Genomic DNA, 19886 nt, shown 5'->3' with positions numbered 1-19886 from the left:
CGTCCTGTTAGATTATGCGTCGTCCAGTTGGTCAATTGCCGCCTGGTACAGGCGATCCATCCGGTTTTGTGCGCCGATATACTCCGGCTGCGACAAAATGGTTTGTGCCCATGGCTGCTGAATGAAGTCAGGCGTCAGTTCGGTGGCCAGCGCCAGATAACGCACGATATCGCGGTCGTTGTTGAACCCCTGAATACGGGCTTGTTCGGTTTGCTGGTGGGTGAAATCCAGCAAGCTGTCGTCGTCGCTGTCCTGCCAGCGCGCATGATGTGCTCGCAGGTGCGCCATGTAGCCTTCCAGCGTATTGCGCAGCGAGGGAGCCAGCAGCGCCTGCCACTGCGCCTCACTGAGCGTGCGCGGCAAGGTCTCCGGCAGATGGTGTGCGACGCGCTCCGTCAGGCTCAGACTTTGCAGGTTGCCGTCTGGCGCTAGCGCGCAAAATGTGGCGATCGGCCCGTACAGCGCGGTGGCTTCCTGCACCGTACTGGCGAACAACAACGGCTGAACCACCTGCCAGTCACTGACGCGCAGAATCGCGCTGTCGCCTTCCTGCGTAGCAACCAGGCTCCATTGACGCAGGTGTTTCACCAGTTCCCGCAGTTGATCGAGCGGCGAGTAGGCCTGCATAAACCACGCCAGTTGCACACCGATGCCCCATCCTTCCTGCGTTAGTACGTGCTCGCGCACCTGCGCCCAGTTGGTAGAGTGAACGGGAATGCAATAAGGCGAGACCGACGCGTGCACCCGCCCGGCCTCCCCCCAATACAGCCGGGTCTGTTCCAGGCTGCCCCCCCATCGTTCCGCCAGCCAGGGCACAGCGTCGTTGAGTGCCGCCTCAGCCATCACAAAACATCCTCCAGCGTTGAGCCGCGCCAGCCAGTCGGCTTCGGTTTCCGGTTGCAGCGTCAAAAAAGAGTGAGACAGACTCACGGCATAACCTCCGTCGTATCCGGTAATTCGTCCCGCATCCAGCCGGGCCGGTGATAATGAAGGCGAACATCGCCCACCCGGGCCGAGTCGGATTTGAAAATCCGAATGCTGTCGCCCAGTGAATAACGCTCAAGCAGGTGTATAAAAACCGGGTGGTGATAAAACTCGCTGCCAATCACCCAACGGTGAGCCGACCAGGCTTCACATTCCGCTTCCGAGGCTTGTGGGTACCACGCTTGTGCCAGCGCAATACCGCTGAGAAAGCGGCGTTTTACCACCTCGACATCCAGCTCGGCCCAGTACAGCGCACTGACATGCAGAAACAGTTCATTTGCCAGCCGGTGTAAGCGGTTGTCGTTGGATAACAGATAGAATTGGTAGCGATTCAGCGTGATCAGGTAATCATCAGGCAGCGATGTCGGCTTCAACGGCGTATCATCCGGTTTCGTTAGCACCTGATAGCGGCAAGGTGCCTCCGGCTCATCCTCTTTCAGTGGCAGATAGAGGCTGTTCAGTTGCCCCATAAACGCTGCCTGTTCGTCGTGATTCAGCGTTTGCCACCAGAGTTGAAGCACATCCGCCGCATAGCTGCGCAGCAGTGCCAGCGTGCCATCCGGATAACGGCAGCGCAGGCGTTGTTGCCAGAAATCAACCACACGACTCAGGGGTTGATCGCTATGCATCAGCATCACCCCTTGATGGCGCGCCGGTTGTGTGTCCGCCAGCCAGTGCAACAGGGTTTCTCCCGGCTCGCCTTCTTCCACCTGCACTACCATGGGTGCCCAGTTCTGCCAGTCGTCACCGGCACCATCAAAACGCAAGGGATGCCATATCTGCGCCGCCCGTGGCTGAAAGGCACGCCAGAAATCCGGCAATGCCGGATAATGCATCGGGTCGACAATGGCATAGAGTGGCTGCGCGCAATGCTGACTGAGTTCAAACAGGGTATAGCCCGTTATTGGCATGATGTTCACTGGAGTTATTAATCGGTATTTAAATAAGGAAAAAACTGAATGAACAATAGTGACCCACATCGTCAGAGGAAATTCCCCACGATGGCGGAAAAACACGGTATTACGATTGAAAGACGAAATGACCAGTAATGCTTATTTAAAACAGTTCTCCTTTAGCACGACGTTCCCGTACTTCTGCGGGAGATAAAGGGGGGAATTTGATGCCACGTTGTTGTAATAACTGTTTTACTTTCAGCGCCCAGGGATAATGTGGTGACCGATGATCCATAAGCGATAAACTGTCTTCTACCGTCCATGCCAGACTCGCTCCTGTCGCAGAATACGTATTAATATTAGCGCCGTGCTCTATTAGCCAATATGCGATTTCATATTGATTAATATAAGCAGCGTAATGTGCGCTCGTCGTTTTTTGACCATCAGTCAAATTCACGTCTGCACCACGCTCGACCAATAATTTGATATCAGCCCAACGTTCTTCATTAATCGCACTAAATAAGGCAGGTACCTTGTTGTGATCGAGGGAATTAGGATCACCACCGGCATCAAGCATCATTTTCAACCATTCAGGTGATTTCGCACCAGCGGCCATATTGACAGCTGTCGTGCCTGTCCCCGTTCGAAAATTAGGATCTGCCCCCAGCTTTAACGCCAGTCTGGCACCGGCCTGATCCTGCTGCATCATCAGCCACAGTAGAGGGGTAATCCCTTCAGCACCCAATACGTTCAGGTTTACCCCCTGCGCCAGCTGTTGTCGGGCTGCGGCTTCATCACCTTTCTGGATACTGGATAATACATTCACCATCGGTGGTTTAAAAAACTCACTGGCCTGCATATTCTGCCCTCCTGCCTGACAGGCGGTTAACAGCGGCAGGCAAGCCAGCAGCCAGTACCACCATCTCAAAGAGACTCTCCTTTTTCCCACTTATCCTGAATCTCTGCCGGAGATAAAGGAGGGAATTTAATGCCACGTTGTTGTAATTGCTGTTTGACTTTCACGGCCCATTGATAAGCCGTATTTTGATGGTCGATTGTCGACAGGCTGTCATGAACTCGCCATGCCAGACTACTCCCAGTATCTGAATAATTATCGATTTTTACTCCGTGCTCAACTAACCAATAAACGATTTCATATTTATTCAGATAAGCCGCATAGTGCGCACTGTTGATATTGTGCTTATCAACCAAATTAATATCAGCACCTCTTTCTACCAGTAGTTTAATATCAGACCAACGATCTTCACCTATAGCACTAAATAACGCTGGCTGCCCTCTTCTATCTATAGCATTTGGATTTCCCCCTGAATCAAGCATCATTTTTAACCATTCAGGATCTTTTGCACCAGAAACGGTATTGACCGCACTATCTCCAAAACCATCTTTATAATTCGGGTCAGCACCCAGTTTTAACGCCAGCCGTACCGCATTCTTATCTTGCGTTTCATAAATAAGCCACAGTAGCGGCGTAATTCCTTCCTTGCCTTGAATATTTAAGTTCAACCCCTGAGCAAGCTGACGCCAGGCTTCCGCTTCATCACCTTTGCGGATAGTTTGCAGTAATGTCGCCATCGGCGGCTGGAACAACTCACTGGCCTGCATACTGCGCCCCCCTGCCTGACAGGCGGTCAATATTCCCGCAAAAAATACAGCAATCCATTTTATTTTCTGTAACCATCGCATTATGCCCCCTTAAGCGAGCTGGTAATTTTCCCAATATCGTCTTTTTTCTCTTTTTCTATACCGGCAATCACCTGATCCATACCATGGCGTGCTAACGGTGATCCACCGGAGGCAGGTAAAGGCATCATTTCTCCCGCTGCTTTGGGAAGCCCGCCACTCAGCAACGCAGCAACACCGACAACGCCCCCTATCGCCGCGCCAACGCCTCCCCCAACCAACGCACCAGCCCCTGACAGTAGACCGGGAATGGCCGCTTTGCCATAGGTTTGCACCATTGTCAGGATCTCGCCATCCACAGCTTGTGTCTTAATCAGGGAGTTGGTCGTGGCCATGTCCGCCCCTTTTGCCACCGTATTGGCATGCAATCCAGCTGCATTAAAAGTATAACCTGGTAGCTTAGTTGCACTGACCGCAGCGGAAGCAAGCCCACCACCCAAAGAGTGCCCCACGATTATTGGCGAAGACTTAGACATAACATCTTTTACTTGTTTGGCTAAGAACATTGCCTGATTATACTGTGCAGTTTCTAAACCTATTCCTTGACTTCCATTCGTAGCCCAATCTTTCACACCAGTAACTGCATTATTGGTTCCTCGGTACGTGAGCATCGTTTCGCCATTAATAGATGATTTAAATAATGCAGAACCAAAACCTGTTTTATTATCAAAGAAATCTTCTTCTGCTAATCCTTTAACGCTTTTTAAGTCAATAAGATCCAGTCCAACAGGAGGCTTTGGTAAAACAGCCCTTACTTTACGTCGAAATTCATCCACTGGATAAACATACTGCGCCGCCTCAGCACGCAAGATGCTGTCGTTATTAAACGCCAGTCGGGTGGCGGCGTCTTTCAGGCCCGGCATAGCCGATGCCTGTTGTGCCAGTTTGGCCCGCGCCAGATAGCGATCTTTACGCTGTAATACGGTCAGCGCTTCATCCAGCACCGGTAGTTCGGCAGTCGCGGCCCACTCCATCATGGCGGGCAGCAACATCGGCGTGAGCGCCAACAGTGGGGCCCGATTTTTTGCTGACTGTTCCGCACAAGATTTCACCGGTGACTGGTAAGGTGTGTCGCCAATAATCACATCCCCACTTCCTGCCGCCACTGACCCACCGCAACCAATGGCATCACCGATACGGGCGGCCAGCTTACCGTTGATAATCACTGTACCGGAACCGGCGGAAATCGCCCGACTGTGCACACCGTGCGGCATGTTCGGGCAGGGACAGGCGTGCAGTAACACCGCGTCGCCTTTACGCGCCGCCGGTTTGCCATTGATAATCACATCGCCACTGCCCGCAATGACCGGGGTAGCGGGAAAGCAGCCGTGACCAGCACAACTGTCTCCTAAACGTGCAGCTCCTGGCATGATGACTCCTTAACGCCGGTCCGGCGCATCGGGCAGCGTCGGTCTGGTGGGGGACTCGGGTTCGATGGACACTGGCGCCGTACCCGCCCCGGCGGAACCACCGTCGTTAATTTTCACCAGCGTGCCGGAAATGGTGACACCCGCGCCGTCAATCTTAATAAACCCGCCGGGCGCTTTAATGGTCAGCGATTGTCCGGCTTCCAGCACGATATCCGCCGCTTTGAGGTAACTGTCGGTATTGACCAGCACACGCTGATGTGCGCCAATTAAGGTCTCTTCCGAACCGGACAACGTGGTCTGGCGGCTGCCGTCAATACGGGTAATCTCGCCGCCACCAATAAAGCGCTTGAACGACTGGGTGATGCGTTGCACGAAATGACGCCCGATTGACTGGTGATGATCCTGACCAATCTGCTCAAAGTCATCCTGTCCGATGGTGCGATGGCTATGACGATCGACCCGCTGGAACTGGTCATTCGCTACGCTCAGATGCTGATCCAACCCGACACTCTGGCGATGAATGTTGTTAATCACCGCATCCATGTCTTTTTGCGCGTGCAGGTAGATTTGCTCCCGGGTCGCTTCATCTTCAAACCGCAGCTCGTTGAATCCGCTGCCTTTGTGCGTATCGGTACGCAAGGTGGTGCGGGTTTTATGCTCCGGTAAGACATACGGCGTCGGGTTAGTCGCATGAAAGGTGCGACCGGTGATAATCGGCTGGTCCGGGTCGCCTTCCAGAAAGCTCACCACCACTTCATGACCGATGCGCGGAATGGCGATCAAGCCGTACTGGCCACCGGCCCAGCCCTGACTGACGCGTACCCAGCAGGAGCTCTGGTCGTCGCTGGCACCGTAGCGGTCCCACGGGAACTGCAGCTTCACCCGGCCAAATTTATCACAGTAAATCTCTTCCCCCGCCGGGCCGACAACCATGGCAATCTGCGGGCCGTCCACCATCGGCTTGTACGGCATGGCCGCCCGCCAGGTGGTGGTGGCTTTCACCACTTCGAAGCTGTTGCTAATGGTGGTCGGCTCGCCACCGCTTTCCTCTTCCAGCGCCTGCGGCTGCTGGCCGCTGTGGGTCACCGCCACCACCTGCCAGGCCAGGTTAAACGCCGGGTTCGGGTGCTCGGTCAGGGTAAAGGTGCCACCCGGCCTCAGTTCGGCGGCGTTGGATTCGCCACTGCCGGTCATCGCCCCGGCACGCAGCGCGTCCAGCCGGTAGCCGGTAAAGGCCTTGCCGCTCGGGTCCTGCTTGAAGCGGCCGGGATAATCGAAGTGCTGGTAGGATTCACGCTGGTGCGCCAGTTCGTTGCTGGTTTTCTTGTGCGACAGGCCATACGCCGGGGTTTTGAAGCTGTAATCCTTCAGTTCCACCTCAGCGGTGCTCACCGCCTCGGCATAACGGAAACGGCGCACATACGCCCCTTCGCTCAGCCCTTGCGTGGCGAGATTGAAGAACAGCTCGGGGCCTTTGGTCAGCGCACCGGCGTCATCGGCAAACACCACCCGGTGTTTCCCGGCCTCAAACTCGTGGTAGTAGAACATCCCTTCTTCTGCCGCCAGCCGGTTGATGAACGCCAGGTCGCTTTCGCGGTACTGCACGCAGTACTCACGTGCCGCATGCTCGTGGCGCAGGGCAAAGGCAAAGTCGCTGATACCGGCTTCCTGCAACAGTTCGGTGATGATCTCATCCGGTTTTTTGGTCTGGAAGATGCGGGCGTTGGTACGCAGACCGAGCCGCCACAGCGCCGGGCGCACCTCGGCCTGATAGCGGGTGCGGCGAAAACCGGTGTCGCCCTGGGCAAAGCGGCTGACGATACCGCTGACCCGGCGCTGCAGTTCGCCTTCGTACCACACCAGCAGCTCGCATGGCTGGTCCAGCACCGCGCCGAAGTCAATATCCGCCTGACTGCTGGCAAGGCTCAGCGACAGCGCAAACGGCTGGTTCAGCGCTTCACTGAGTTCAAAATCCACCACCGCGAAGGTCGTGTCCGCCAATGCGCCGATTTTCACGGTAAACTGCAATCCTGTACTGTTGGCCACCCTGCTTCCTCCTTTCCCCGGCTCCATAGCTACCGCACACCCGGTTTATGCCGTGTGTCAGTGCATTTATCACGATGAGTACGCCTGCACTCAGCGATGGGGGCACCATCGCTCAGCGCAGACAAAAACAGAAAAACCCGGACCGGAGTCCGGGCTGATGGCCATTACGCTTCGATCGGCGCGCGCCAGTCGTCAGAGCCGGAAGTCCCGGCCACGGTGTGTTCCCAGTCGATTTTGCGGTACGCCAGCGACACTTCGATCAGCTGGGTGTAATCCTGCTTGGACGGGTCCTGGCAGTGCGGCATCTGGTTGTTGATGTCGACGATGGTGGCGTCGGTCAGTTTGGTGGTGAAGAAATGCTCCTGCTTGCCTTCGACAGAGGTGCGGTACCACTTCAGGGTCACGGTCGGCAGCATTTCGCCGGAGGCCAGCGCGTTATACAGCAGCGGGACGGCTTTGTTCAGCGCGACGGTGAACTTGAACGGTTTGTGCACGCGCTGACCGGCAGGCTGGCCGGACTGCGGGTCGGTCGGTACGGTGACGATGTGTTTGAATTCCTGCACCAGCATCTCGTCTTCGTGACCCTGCACGTAGATGTTGCCGACGGAGTCGGAGGTGAAGGCACCGGCAGTGATGTTGCCCTGGGTTTTACCTTCGATGCTGATATAGCATGGAGTTGGCATAGTCTTGCTCCTTGTTGTTGAACGATTAGATGTGACTTCACCCGTTCATAAAGCAATGACTATGCCAATTTTTATTGTATTGTTTTTAAAGGGAAAAACAATATCGTCATTTTCCCTAAGTCAAATTTGAGCAAAAAATTGCGCAGACTTCCCGAAAAAACGGCATCCATTGCGCAAACAGGGATTTATGCTGGAAAGTGAGCAAGAAATTGCGCAGATTTTGCATTTATTCTGCAACAGATTAAAAACAGAACGATAACACAGTCATTTTTCGTGACATGAATCACACTTAACTGTCCTGCAAAAACGCCAGCCCTGACTTTTCAAATTCACTTTTCTCCCATCGTGCCGTGATGTGCGCTGTGCCACAATGAGCCCACGGTATGGCATCCGCCATTGCATCAATCGCCACAAGTAAAGGAGTGAAGATGAGTTATGCACCTGGCGCTGGCTTATCCGCCAGCGAAGCGCTCGACCAGTTGGAAGCGCTGTATGAGCGCTCAGTCAAAGCGCTGCGCACCGCAATCGGTGATTTTATTACTCACGGTACTCCGCCAGATGCCGAGGCTCGCGCCAATGGGCTGTTTGTTTACCCGGAACTGCGTATCAGTTGGGATGGGTTGTCGCAAAAACACAGCAAGACCCGCGCTTATGGTCGCCTTACCCACGGCGGCAGTTACCGCACCACGGTCACTCGACCACAGTTGTTCCGCCACTATCTGGCAGAGCAACTGGCTATTTTGGAGAACGATTATTCAGCAACTATCGACGTGGTCCCGTCAGACAAGGAGATCCCATATCCGTATGTGATCGATGGCGCGAACCTAAAGCTGGACCGTTCGATGAGTGTCGCACTGGCGCAGCATTTCCCTACCCCGTCGCTGGCACTGATCGGTGATGAAACCGCCGATGGTTTGTTGCAGACACTCGATCATTTCCCGTTGTCGCATTTCGATGCGCTGCGTACTGATTTCTCGCTGGCTCGCCTGCGCCACTATACCGGCACCCGCGCCGAGCACTTCCAGCCGTTCGTGTTGTTTACCAACTACACCCGATACGTCGATGAGTTCGTACGCTGGGCCTGCGACCAAATTACCGATCCCGCCAGCCCGTATCAGGCGCTAGCCTGCGCAGGTGGCGCACTGATCACCGCCGATACGGAAAACCCCCAGCAGGCGGTGTCGGATTTGGCATGGAAAAACCACCAGATGCCCGCCTATCACCTCATCTCACGCGAAGGACGGGGCATTACGCTGGTGAATATCGGCGTTGGGCCGTCGAATGCAAAAACCATCTGTGACCATCTGGCGGTATTACGGCCACACGCCTGGCTGATGATCGGCCATTGTGGCGGCCTGCGGGAAAGTCAGAGCATCGGCGATTATGTGCTGGCGCACGCTTACCTGCGCGATGACCATGTGTTGGATTCAGTACTGCCGCCGGATATCCCGATCCCCAGCATCGCCGAAGTACAGCGCGCGTTGTACGATGCCACCAAACAGGTCAGCGGCATGCCGGGTGAAGAAGTGAAACAGCGCCTGCGCACTGGCACTGTGGTGACCACCGACGACCGTAACTGGGAGTTACGTTATTCCGCCTCGGCGTTGCGTTTCAACCTCAGCCGGGCAGTCGCGGTCGATATGGAAAGCGCGACTATTGCCGCACAAGGGTATCGCTTTCGTGTGCCATACGGCACCTTGCTGTGCGTGTCAGACAAGCCGCTGCATGGGGAGATTAAGCTACCCGGACAAGCAAACCGCTTCTATGAAGGCGCAATTTCCGAGCATTTGCAGATTGGTATCCGTGCGGTAGACCTGCTGCGCGCTGAGGCAGAACACCTACATTCGCGCAAACTGCGCACCTTCAACGAGCCACCTTTCCGGTAATACCCAAGACCGCTCCCGGCCCACGGGAGCGGTTAGCGCGGATTACCGGCCCGGATATATATTGATGTTATGGCGTATTACATGCACCCGGCACAACTGGTGCAACGCCAGTCATGCGGATTCACCGCCTGATAGAAAAAGCGAAAATAGTCTTCCTCAATCGGTACCTGATGCTGTTCAAAACAGTCCGCCAGCCAGTCGACGTTTTTCAGTATCCAGTCGTCTTCATCCAGCCCATCCCGGTAAAGCTCATCTTCAGGATCAATCACCGAATAAATCCCCAGCGTTCCTAAATGCTGATCGCGATATTTCTCTGGCAACTCAAATTCGTGCTCCAGATAATGAATGATCCAATGACCATGACACAAAAGATTACCGTTTCGACTCCATGACGCCGTAAAAGGATTGACCCTCATTTTCTAAAATCCGATAAATTTCATTCTAATCGACCTTAAATCATTCGGGTTGCCATACAACACCCCGACAATCCCTGGATGAATATCTCGGCGCGAATAATACAATCAGTCGGGGAAGAAAAATATATGGATATAAACCTATAACCCTCAATGGGTAAATGATGAATGCATTGATAAAAAACAATGTATTTTACATTCCCGGAAATCAATTACCCTCTCATGAGGGATGAGGAGCCACATTGTGGCCAGAACATATTCTGTACAAAGGTATATGCTTTTTTACTCATACCACGAAGGGATAACCTACCAGTGCGCTTCCCCTCCCAACAGGTCCCTTCGGTTATCAAAATGGGATGCCATACAGAAATATTGATGCGCCGCAAACGTTTATTCACAGAATCGTTTTATAAATGATTGTCAGGCATTGCCCGTGGCAGTCAGGTTTTGCAAATGGGCAGTCAGGGTTACAAATGATAATCAGGTTTACAAATGAGAGTCGGCCCGTTGTGCCCAGCCGGTAAAGATGGGTAAGACTTATGGTCTATGATGGGAAGGCTGTCATGTTGCCCGGTAAGAGCCTATCCCAGTAGGTGTTATTGGCGCAGCCAGTTTGGACTCGGGAAGCAGCGAGTAAACCGCAGCGTACACGTAGTACGTGAGGATTTCGAGCACTGCCCAGGGCCAAAATGGCCAGTGAAATAGCCCTAATGGGATAGGCTCTAAGTGAGCACATGCCGGACGGTTGTTCATAGCGAATGCATACGCGATTGACACAAAGGAGAGCGTTATATGTCAGGCAGTAAGAAGAAAAAAAGTCCGATTGGTCTTGATGTACAGCAGTCTGAGAAAATTTCCCTCAAACTGAACACCTTGCTGGCTAACTACCAGATTCTTTACATGAATGTACGCGGCTATCACTGGAATATTTCCGGCGCAGCCTTCTTCGAACTTCATGCCAAGTTTGAGGAAATCTACAACGAACTGCTGCTGAAAATCGATGAACTGGCAGAACGTATTCTGGCGCTGGGCGGACAGCCGTTGCATGCGTATAGCGACTATCTGAAAGTGGCGGATATCAAAGAAGACGTCAACGCTACTGATGGCAAGAAAACGCTGGAAGGGTTGCTGGCGGGCTACGCCGTGCTGTTGCAACAACAGCGGGAAATCCTGCCACTGGCGGCAGAAGCCAGTGACGAAGGCACCGCGTCACTGATGACGGATTACATCCAGGAGCAAGAAAAACAAATCTGGATGTACAACGCCTACCTGAAATAATGCGAGCCTGATGGCTCATAATTACCCCGTCCAATGAGGGCGGGGTCACCCATTTATGCTGTAGTGATTATCCCATTGCTAAGATGGCATTTACTCTTTGCCGATCGCCCATCGTAACGCACCTTCGGATATAAAGTTTAAATCAACCCCAAACAGAACGATAATAAGCTGGCATTTATTATTTTCGCTAAATCAATACTCAACAGCCAGGGGGTTATGATTTTTATTTTTTTCACCATCACTATAATCCCCAGCCATATACAGTGCGAGTTTTGATGATATCGCCTGTTAGCATAACAGGGTTCTTGAGCTTGAGTATTACGGTAATGCATTGTTATCGGGCATCCGCTCCCCTGTGGTTATTTTTAGCACGTTTTCATAGGGGAATGTTCATGGAAAATATATCTGCACTGTCATTATTTGTTCATCTACTAAACGGTAACTTCCTCTCTGAAAAAATCTGGCGAAAAACGGATATAAAAGCCAAATTTTTATTACGATCATTATTAATGCCATCGATTACACTGCGCTATCTAAATAATATTATTAAGATTCCTGCGATGCAGAAAGCGGTAATAATTCGGCCGATGTTACCAACCAAAATTCATCGCCCGTATCTGTCTTCCACACTCTGTGCAGCCGAGCGCGCTGATGCTATTTGCGCCCATTATACGTTTGTGGAACAACTGGCTAACCCGTTTCTGAAACAGGCGTTGCTTAGCCTGGATGACTACTGTCTGGCACGTTTTTCCGGTAAGAACGGCGAAAATTTTTCGCTGATTTGCAGTACCTCGCGCTATGACAAAGAGGGGGAAGCCACGCTGCGTATTCGCTACAACGATGTGGTATTGGCATCGCTGACGTTTTCAGTGATACGCGACCAGAATCAACCCACCATCATGATCGGCGGTTTGCAGGGAAAAGGCCATGAACAAACGCGTGAACTGACCAAAGACGCGTCAAAAGCCTGCTTTGGGTTATTTCCCAAACGTCTGTTGCTGGAGTGCTTACTGACTGTTGCGGCGCTCACCGGTATCAACCGTATTCTGGCAGTAGGTGATGAAAATCATGTGTATCAGAACCTGCGTTACAGCTACCGTAAAAATAAAGTTCGCTTTTCCAGTTACAGCGAATTCTGGCTTTCTGTTAACGCAAGCAAAAACGCGCAGGGGTTGTATCAGCTTCCACTGACGATTACGCGCAAAACGCTGGAAGAATTACCCAGCAAGAAGCGAGCCCAGTACCAACGCCGTTATCAGTTACTCGATGATATCAACACCCAAATCCAACACAATCTGGGTCATATCGCGTCATCAGACACGTTACATCGCATCGCCAGTTAACGTCCGCCGATACCGGGGAAAACCATTACCGGGGAAAATCCTGTTCCCCGGTATGCCATACCGATTACGCAAACCCGCCATTGCTACGAACCACCTGACCGTTGATCCAGCCTCCTTCCGGCCCAACCAGAAAAGCCACGATATTGGCGATATCTTCCGGTTCTCCCAGCCTTTCCAACGGTGTCATGGCTGTAATCGCGGCTACCTGCGCCTCGGTTTTACCGTTAAAAAACAGCTCCGTCGCCACCGGTCCTGGCGCTACCGCATTCACCGTAATCTCGCGGCCGCGCAGTTCGTTCGCCAGCACGCGCACTAACCCTTCAACCCCCGCCTTAGACGCGATATAAGGGCCATAACCGGGCAACGATCGGGCAATCACGCTGGTCGACAATGCGATAATTCGCCCGCCGTTTTCCACCTGCCGGGCCGCCTCCCCCAGCATAATGAATGCACCACGCAGATTGGTCGCCATCATATTGTCGAACTGCGCCACATCGCCATCCGCAATCGGTGTATTCGCCATCACACCGGCGCTGTTGATCACCGCATCAATGCGTCCGAATTGCGCTTTCGTCTGCAAAAACAGCGACGCCACCTGCTCGGGTTCATCCACCTGCGCCTGAATTGCCAGCGCGCTTCCCCCCATATCGTGAATCCGACTGACCACGTCATCGGCCTGCTGGCGTTGCCGGGCGAAATTCACCACCACTCGCCAACCTTGTTGTGCCAGCTTGAGCGCGATCGCTCTGCCGATACCCCGCGACGCCCCCGTGACAATCGCCACATTGGCATCCTGGGTGTGGGGTTCTTGTTGGATGGGTTCTTGCTGGATGTATTGTTGCATTGCGGTTCTCCTGTTGTATCGGGATGAAAACAGGCAAGGCTTGCAGCGACCTGACCTCTTGCAGGAGATCCTATCCGGATGCCAATAGAGGATAAAGATGGATAAATGGATATGATTATTCCATTTTTACTCACAGTGATACCGACACGATAAATATCACTACTCAGAAATATCACTACTTAGCCATGTAGCGCATAGCGGTGAATCACGGTAAATGTCGCCGGTACTTGTACAGGAAGCGCGTCGCAGGCAATCGTATCCGGTTGCAAAGCCGCCTGATTAATAGCCCGTTCAACCGAAGCGGCAACACCACGCCGCCATCCGTGTTGCCCGAGCACGGCAAACCGTAGCGTACAATCCTCGTCATCCGTCTGGCTGTCGATCACCACCAGTTGGCTATGCTGCGCGCTTTCTCCGATATAACGCGATAGCGCTACCGCGCCAAAAATACGCACCGTTTCCCATACCCCCAGCGGCGTCTCCCCGGCAGACACGTCCAGATACATCAACGCATCGGCGGATACCACGATGAGGGGTGGCTGATGCCGCAGAAAAGTACAGGCTACCCGCCCCAGGCCGGGAATAGCTAACCATTCAAACGGATGACCGGTAATCAGTAAAGGATGTGTGGATAGCATCACTGCTCGTCTCTTCCTATTTCACTGGATGTTTATCTTGTTATCATATTGCATTTTATATGCAAAAAAGACAATCAATGAAATAACAACACCAATCAGAAAGCCAAAAAAATCGAATCTGCAGTTCAGGAGCGCTTTTAAAGGCGATAAAAGACAATTTGTCGCATGACACTGCCAGCCTGATGGGGAACAGGTATAATCACCGACTGGTTATTCAGGCAGGTAAGGAACCATGACAACCCTCACTCCGTTGCAGGCACGCATCGTGCGTGATGTCATCAGTTATGTCAGACGCGAACAACTCACGGTGGGGCATCATCTGGTCGAGTCAGCATTGGCGCAGGCACTCAATACCTCGCGCACACCGGTTAAACAGGCGATGCACTACCTGATGGATAAAGGCATGGTGACGTATGATCGCAATCGTGGTTTTTTTCTGGCGCAACATGCTTCTCAATTGGGTGAGTTGGTGGCTGAAGTCCTGGAGCAAGCCGAAGACCCGCTCTATCGCCAGTTGGCGGAGCGGCGTATCACCCGCCAACTGCCGGAACAATTTTCAGAAATGGAGTTGATGCTCGAATTCAGCGTTACCCGTCCGGTGTTGCGTAAAGTGCTGCTGCGCTGTCAGCAGGAAGGCTGGATGGAGCATATGGCGGGTCAGGGCTGGCGCACACTGCCGGTGATCGACTCCGTAGAAGCGTACGAAGAAAGCTACGCGCTGCGCGCCATCATCGAACCGGCGGGTTTGCTGTCCACGACGTTTCATATTACACCGCCCATGCTGGCGCATTGTCGTAAACAACAGGAGTATCTGGCCGAAGACGGCTACCTGACGATGACAGCCATGGAAATGTTTGATGCCAGCTCCGGGTTCCATGACACGCTGGCCGTCTGCTCAGGCAACCGTTTTTTGCTGCAAACCATTCGCCATCTGGCGCGATTGCGACGGCTGGTAGAGTACCGCAAGGAAAGATTCCGCCCTCAGCGCAAGCATCAGGCGCAGGAGCATCTGCAAATTATCCACTATCTGGAGCAAGGCGATCGGTTAAGTGCCGCCGACTTTATGCGTACGCATCTGGAACAAGCGCGACGCAAAGCGGTTACCCCCACACTGTTCATGCCGCTGTAATACGGTTCAGGCACAGACCGTACAACCGCGGCCATTATCCTTAGCCTGATACAGCGCAGTATCCGCCGCTTTCAGCCAGACCCGGTAATCCTCCATGCCGGGATGAAACTCGACCAGCCCAACACTAATGCTGACCTGCAATGCCGGAGCCTGGTGCAGTTGTATGCCGTGCAGATATTCGCGTAGTTGCTGGATAATATGTTCAGCTTCAGCAGTCGCCGTCTGTGGCAGCACCATGCCGAACTCATCACCGCCAAAACGGCCAGTGATGTCTGATTGCCGCAACGTCGATTTAATACCTCTGCTCAGCAATAAAATCACGTCATCTCCAACATGATGGCCGAAACTGTCGTTAATACGCTTGAAATGATCGATATCCAGTAGTGCCAGTGTCGCCACCTGCGGGCAGTGCACACACAGTTCAAACTCGCTTTTTAGCAACTGCTCCCAATGATGTCGGTTGTACAACCGGGTCATGCCATCAAGTTGGCTGATCTCCCGCAACTGACGTTTATGTTCAGCCAGCTTGATGGCAGTACGATAGGTGACCAGCCCCACCAAAATGGGATAGATAAGTAACATCGGCAGGCAAAAGTAGATCTGCTCAGGCGTCGTCGCAAACACAATCGGCCGATGAACCAGACAGAGGATTGCCACCACGGTGATCAGTTGAATAGCCAGTCCCTGTACAAAAAGCCGCAACCCACCGGCAGCAATATTGTTCATCCCCATCATCGAGATGATCAGCACGGACGGCAGAGAATTCAGGCCCATCATGCCAATCCAGACACCCCCCATGAAGGCATCAAATCGCAGATTGCCCTGCTCGAACCGCATCGGGTCATCTGCCCGGCTGGCTAGCCACAACGCCAGATGTGGCCAGAGAAAACCGTTGAAAAACAATACACCCCACACCCACATAGGTTGGATCAGGTCATACAAAACAGCGGCAACGTAAAAAAAACCCAGCCCCAATCCCATCAGGCGAGGAACATAAACACGTCTGGCAAACGCCAGTCCCGAGCGGCGTCGATCACGTTCAGCCGGTGTAGAGACAAATGCCGAACTCATGCCCATTCTCCTTTTTATAATCATTATCATGGGGACATGCCGACATTATTCCAAATTCCCGTTCAGAGCGCTTCATTTAAGAGACAATTTTGCTTAAAACAGAGTGAGTCCATGTAATGTTTCGAATAACAGCGAGATAACCCGAATATCGCGCAAGCGCATCACCAGCGAGCGTGCATTATCGGCATGGAATCAGACGATTGAATGACAGGGAAAACTAAAAGAGGGGAAAGCATAAGGAAGGGAATTGAAAAAGGTGTTGATACGCGACCGGTCCACAGGGGGAGAACCGGCCGCGGGGACATCAGGGATGATCCGCTCCGTTTACGGGCTGATAATGAAAACCACCGTGGCCGCCATGCCCGCCACCGGGTCCTCCCCACGGGGGTGGAAAGATACAACCGCTCAGGCTTGCAATGAATGCCAGCAAACCGACCATTTTGACGACATTTTTCATGATTCACCTCACTATCAACGGGTGTCATCATAGGGATGCCGCTCGCAGGCAACAAGTCAGGTATTAATAAAAAATCAATTAGTTACACAACCTTTCATTGCCTACATCCCACTATCGTAAAACGATCGCATTCCTTACATCCGGCGCAGCCATCAGCAACTGATCAGCTTCAGTTCATGCATATCCAGATAATCACCCACACTGGCCGAGGAAAGATTGAATGACAGCGCAAACAGCCAGGCGCTGCGCGGAACCTTCCAGAGCGTGCCTGAACTGCCCTTCTGTAGCTGATCACTACGCTGGATGTAATCTTTGCCGTCACGCGTCAGATCCATCATGACCGGGCCGGGGCCATTCTCGCCATAAGCGTGAAGGGCTTTGGTAATGGCGACCTTGTTGGTCGCGGAGGTTTGCGCCTGCCAGATAACGCCGATTTGATCATGCCCATTGACCGGTATCAGAAACTGCACCTGAACGTTATCGCTGGCGGCGATTTTGACAAACCGCCCGTTGTCTTCTCTGATGTGCGCCGGATCGTAGCGACAGGCACAACTGGCTGCGCCGGGATAAACCACGGTACTGCCGTTATCGTTCAGGGCGATCAGCTCCGCCATCTGATTGGTGAAAATCAGGTTATTCTTCCAGCACGGTCGATTGGAGATCACACAGGATGTGACATTAATGCCATCGGTCGCAAAACGCACACTGGTCAGTGTGGTCTGATAGTCAAATGCCTGATCAAAAATCACATAGGGTTGTTCGGGATTCTGACGCACGAAAATCGCCCCACCATTAAATACAAAACTGGCGTTCTTTTTTCTGAGCACAACCACCGGTTGTTTACGCTTCACGTACTCGACATGGCCGTTAATCTCGACATGACCTTCATTAATCAGCGCTATCCCTTCACAATAATCAAAGCTGCCCGCCTGCCAGTAGACCACACCGTCCGGGTTATCGATTTCAAACGCATAGCCGCCGTTTTGCCAGATGCAGCCGATGAACGTAAAACGCTCATAAGAATCCGGCTGACGGGTCAGGTACAGCAGGCGATCACAGTTATTAAAACCGCAGGAAAACCAATTCCAGCCCCACCCGCCAGCACCATTGGAAAAGACCCGACGGAACCCGGTAAAGCGGCAGGAATAAATACTGAGCAGACAGGACGCATTACGGTTGGAATTGCTCTCCGGATTATAGGCAAAAAACAGATCTAACGTTCTCTTTTCCGAAATAAAATGCACACCGGAAAAAAAACTGTCCACGATATTACTGTAAGCGGCGTCCACATCCGGATTGCCGGTCACCACAATCGCATAGTTATCAAAATTACCATTTTTGGTAAAAATAATTGTCAGCGGACCATGAATAGAAACTTTTGATGCATCAATTTTAATTGTGGAGGAAACCTGCACAACACCTTGCAGCATTAATCTGACTTTTTGCTGTGCATTTGATAACGACTTTGATTGCTCCAACATATCATTAAGAAGCGTCTGAAAAGGCCCGGTGGAATCATTCTTTCCGGAGAAATCAATATTGTAATTCCTGATATCACGGGTAAAGGCAACAGCATCATTATTAAGGGTATTATTATTTTTTGATGCCGCCGCAGATGTCGCTGCCAGCGATGCCAGGCTACCGGCAAGGAAATCTCTTCTGTTCATAGCCATTTCTCCAACATCAATTAATTCAACACATTAAGATTAACAACTCACCTGGTGAAACGTCATTTATTGATAAGGCCATGATAAACAATCACGTCAATAACTGTCATAATCCTTCTGAAAAAATAATTAAAAATTCAATTCAATCTGCTTTATCATCACTCATAATAGAGCAGCTAAGTGAGATAGGGAGAATAGAAAATTGAAAGCAACCATAAAGCATGATCCTCTTTACTGGACAATGCTTTGCATTTTCCTGATACCGCAGTTTGTGTTTGTATTTCTGCAACAATCCTCATTGGCCCCAGGGATGATGGTGGCAATCGTCCCCATTTATATTTATGGCCTACGCCATATGAAAATGCTGTCATTTTCCAGTGGAAAAATCTTACTTTTCTCGATGGTGGTATTTATATTACTGGCGCAGTCCGGTTATATCGCCGCGATGACTGATAATTACAAGCCTTTATTTACCTTACCTGCACTGATTATTATTTTTCTTGGTGCCATACTGCTATCTAATCGCTTGTTAACGGTTTCTCCCGCTACGCTGGCTAGCGTGTTTCGCGCCGTGACCTATACGCTATTATTGCTGGGCTGGCTCTCGGTTATTCATCGCATTGACATCGGCAGCTATGCGGCCAAACCCAAAGCGGTATTTCCCTTTTCCGAAGAGAGCCATTACGCACTGACGGTAGGCCTGTTTGTGTGCGCCAGCGGCATTCTGATGAAAAACCGGGAACGCCTGGTATTGCTGGGGAACCTGCTGTTGCAGGCGTTGATTTTCCCTAGCCTGACGTTACTGGTGTTCTGCATGATGGCGATTTTCGTCTTCTGGATGGCGCGCCGTGTCACGCTGATGCTAACCGTGCTCGTCATCGTGGTCGTCGCAGTCTATATCATGTTGACCTACTTCTCCGACCTGCCCGCCATCGCCTACTTTGGATCACGTCTGGCTATCAGTGACGATACCGATAACCTGACCACGCTGGTGTTCCTGCAGGGGCTGGACGATGCGAAGAACGCCTTGCTGGAAAGTCACGGTATCGGTCTGGGGCTACAAATGGCTGGCACCAATGGTGTGGGCCAATACGGGTATGTCATCCAGTCGCTGGCGGGTAGCGATTTCAACCGCAACGACGGCGGTTTTCTGGCGTCGAAAATCGTCAGCGAATTCGGTGCTGTCGGCCTGTTACTGAGCGCCGGTTACCTGTGGGTTCTGAAAAAAGCCGTCAATACCATCAACCGTATCCGCGATAATACGGACACAGAATCGACGCTGTTAAAAATCGCCATGGCGGTCGTGATCGGGTATGCCGTCGAATTTTTCCTGCGCGGTTATGGCTACTTCTCGCCGGGGTTATTCCTGTTCGTCACCATGATGATGGTCAGCAGTACACTGCATCGTCGGCAAGCCACCACCGTCCTGCACCCTCTGACATACGCACCTTCACTACGGATCCACCCCTGATGCTGCCGACAC

Annotated in this window: 17 protein-coding genes; 5 read left to right on the top strand and 12 right to left on the bottom strand. The window is 52.2% G+C overall.

The annotated features are described in order from the left end of the window. Positions 1-12 precede the first annotated feature (12 nt). From DD586_RS06405 to DD586_RS06375, 7 genes are all read right to left on the bottom strand, one after another. A complete protein-coding gene (locus tag DD586_RS06405) occupies positions 13-930 on the bottom strand; it encodes a DUF4123 domain-containing protein (RefSeq protein WP_012883998.1) in 918 nt (305 codons plus the stop codon). Beyond that, a complete protein-coding gene (locus DD586_RS06400; protein ID WP_012883997.1) occupies positions 927-1895 on the bottom strand; it encodes a DUF4123 domain-containing protein in 969 nt (322 codons plus the stop codon). Before DD586_RS06400 ends, DD586_RS06405 begins: the two co-directional genes overlap by 4 nt. Positions 1896-2040: 145 nt before the next feature. Beyond that, on the bottom strand, positions 2041-2805 hold the full coding sequence (locus DD586_RS06395; protein ID WP_041164333.1) for an ankyrin repeat domain-containing protein: 765 nt from the start codon (positions 2803-2805) through the stop codon (positions 2041-2043). Next, positions 2802-3581 carry an ankyrin repeat domain-containing protein gene (locus DD586_RS06390; RefSeq protein WP_012883995.1) on the bottom strand — a complete coding sequence of 260 codons (780 nt, stop codon included), beginning with the start codon at positions 3579-3581 and terminating at the stop codon, positions 2802-2804. Before DD586_RS06390 ends, DD586_RS06395 begins: the two co-directional genes overlap by 4 nt. Then, a complete protein-coding gene (locus DD586_RS06385; RefSeq protein ID WP_012883994.1) occupies positions 3581-4948 on the bottom strand; it encodes a PAAR domain-containing protein in 1368 nt (455 codons plus the stop codon). The genes DD586_RS06390 and DD586_RS06385 overlap by 1 nt, the downstream gene beginning before the upstream one ends. A 9-nt stretch (positions 4949-4957) precedes the next feature. Then, positions 4958-6994, bottom strand: a complete 2037-nt coding sequence (locus DD586_RS06380) for a type VI secretion system Vgr family protein (protein WP_012883993.1) — start codon at positions 6992-6994, stop codon at positions 4958-4960. Between the two features lie 164 nt (positions 6995-7158). Next, the gene (locus tag DD586_RS06375; protein WP_012883992.1) at positions 7159-7677 is read right to left on the bottom strand and encodes an Hcp family type VI secretion system effector; all 519 of its coding nucleotides are present in this window, start codon (positions 7675-7677) and stop codon (positions 7159-7161) included. Positions 7678-8105: 428 nt separating this feature from the next. On the opposite strand from DD586_RS06375, the gene DD586_RS06370 reads away from it, so the two are divergent. Then, positions 8106-9563: an AMP nucleosidase gene (locus tag DD586_RS06370; RefSeq protein ID WP_012883991.1), complete on the top strand. Its 1458-nt coding sequence runs from the start codon at positions 8106-8108 to the stop codon at positions 9561-9563. A gap of 77 nt (positions 9564-9640) precedes the next feature. Here DD586_RS06370 and DD586_RS06365 read toward each other — a convergent pair whose 3' ends face one another. After that, positions 9641-9979 carry a hypothetical protein gene (locus tag DD586_RS06365; protein ID WP_012883990.1) on the bottom strand — a complete coding sequence of 113 codons (339 nt, stop codon included), beginning with the start codon at positions 9977-9979 and terminating at the stop codon, positions 9641-9643. A 789-nt stretch (positions 9980-10768) separates the two neighbouring features. On the opposite strand from DD586_RS06365, the gene DD586_RS06360 reads away from it, so the two are divergent. Together DD586_RS06360 and DD586_RS06355 are read left to right on the top strand one after the other, a co-directional pair. Beyond that, the gene (locus DD586_RS06360) at positions 10769-11254 is read left to right on the top strand and encodes a Dps family protein (protein ID WP_012883989.1); all 486 of its coding nucleotides are present in this window, start codon (positions 10769-10771) and stop codon (positions 11252-11254) included. Positions 11255-11529: 275 nt separating this feature from the next. Continuing rightward, positions 11530-12597 carry a VirK/YbjX family protein gene (locus DD586_RS06355; protein ID WP_323740340.1) on the top strand — a complete coding sequence of 356 codons (1068 nt, stop codon included), beginning with the start codon at positions 11530-11532 and terminating at the stop codon, positions 12595-12597. 64 nt (positions 12598-12661) lie between these two features. On the opposite strand, the gene DD586_RS06350 is transcribed toward DD586_RS06355, so the two are convergent. Continuing rightward, a complete protein-coding gene (locus tag DD586_RS06350; protein ID WP_012883986.1) occupies positions 12662-13441 on the bottom strand; it encodes an SDR family oxidoreductase in 780 nt (259 codons plus the stop codon). A gap of 179 nt (positions 13442-13620) precedes the next feature. After that, positions 13621-14079 (bottom strand): hypothetical protein, encoded by a 459-nt coding sequence (locus DD586_RS06345; RefSeq protein ID WP_012883985.1) that lies wholly within the window; start codon positions 14077-14079, stop codon positions 13621-13623. A gap of 232 nt (positions 14080-14311) precedes the next feature. Here DD586_RS06345 and DD586_RS06340 point away from each other — a divergent pair, with 232 nt between their 5' ends. Further along, entirely contained in the window at positions 14312-15208 is an 897-nt protein-coding gene (locus tag DD586_RS06340; protein WP_012883984.1) for a GntR family transcriptional regulator, read from the top strand. A gap of 6 nt (positions 15209-15214) precedes the next feature. Here DD586_RS06340 and DD586_RS06335 read toward each other — a convergent pair whose 3' ends face one another. Both DD586_RS06335 and DD586_RS06330 read right to left on the bottom strand, forming a co-directional pair. Next, the gene (locus DD586_RS06335) at positions 15215-16279 is read right to left on the bottom strand and encodes a diguanylate cyclase (protein WP_012883983.1); all 1065 of its coding nucleotides are present in this window, start codon (positions 16277-16279) and stop codon (positions 15215-15217) included. Between the two features lie 609 nt (positions 16280-16888). Next, entirely contained in the window at positions 16889-18403 is a 1515-nt protein-coding gene (locus DD586_RS06330) for a hypothetical protein (RefSeq protein WP_012883981.1), read from the bottom strand. Positions 18404-18758: 355 nt separating this feature from the next. On the opposite strand from DD586_RS06330, the gene DD586_RS06325 reads away from it, so the two are divergent. Then, positions 18759-19874, top strand: coding sequence for a hypothetical protein (locus tag DD586_RS06325; protein ID WP_228669756.1), 1116 nt, complete (start codon positions 18759-18761; stop codon positions 19872-19874). The last annotated feature ends 12 nt before the right edge of the window (positions 19875-19886 follow it).

Origin of the sequence: Dickeya parazeae Ech586 (assembly GCF_000025065.1) — a bacterium.
Taxonomy (GTDB): Bacteria; Pseudomonadota; Gammaproteobacteria; order Enterobacterales; family Enterobacteriaceae; genus Dickeya; species Dickeya zeae.
This window is presented reverse-complemented; position numbering and strand designations above follow the sequence as displayed.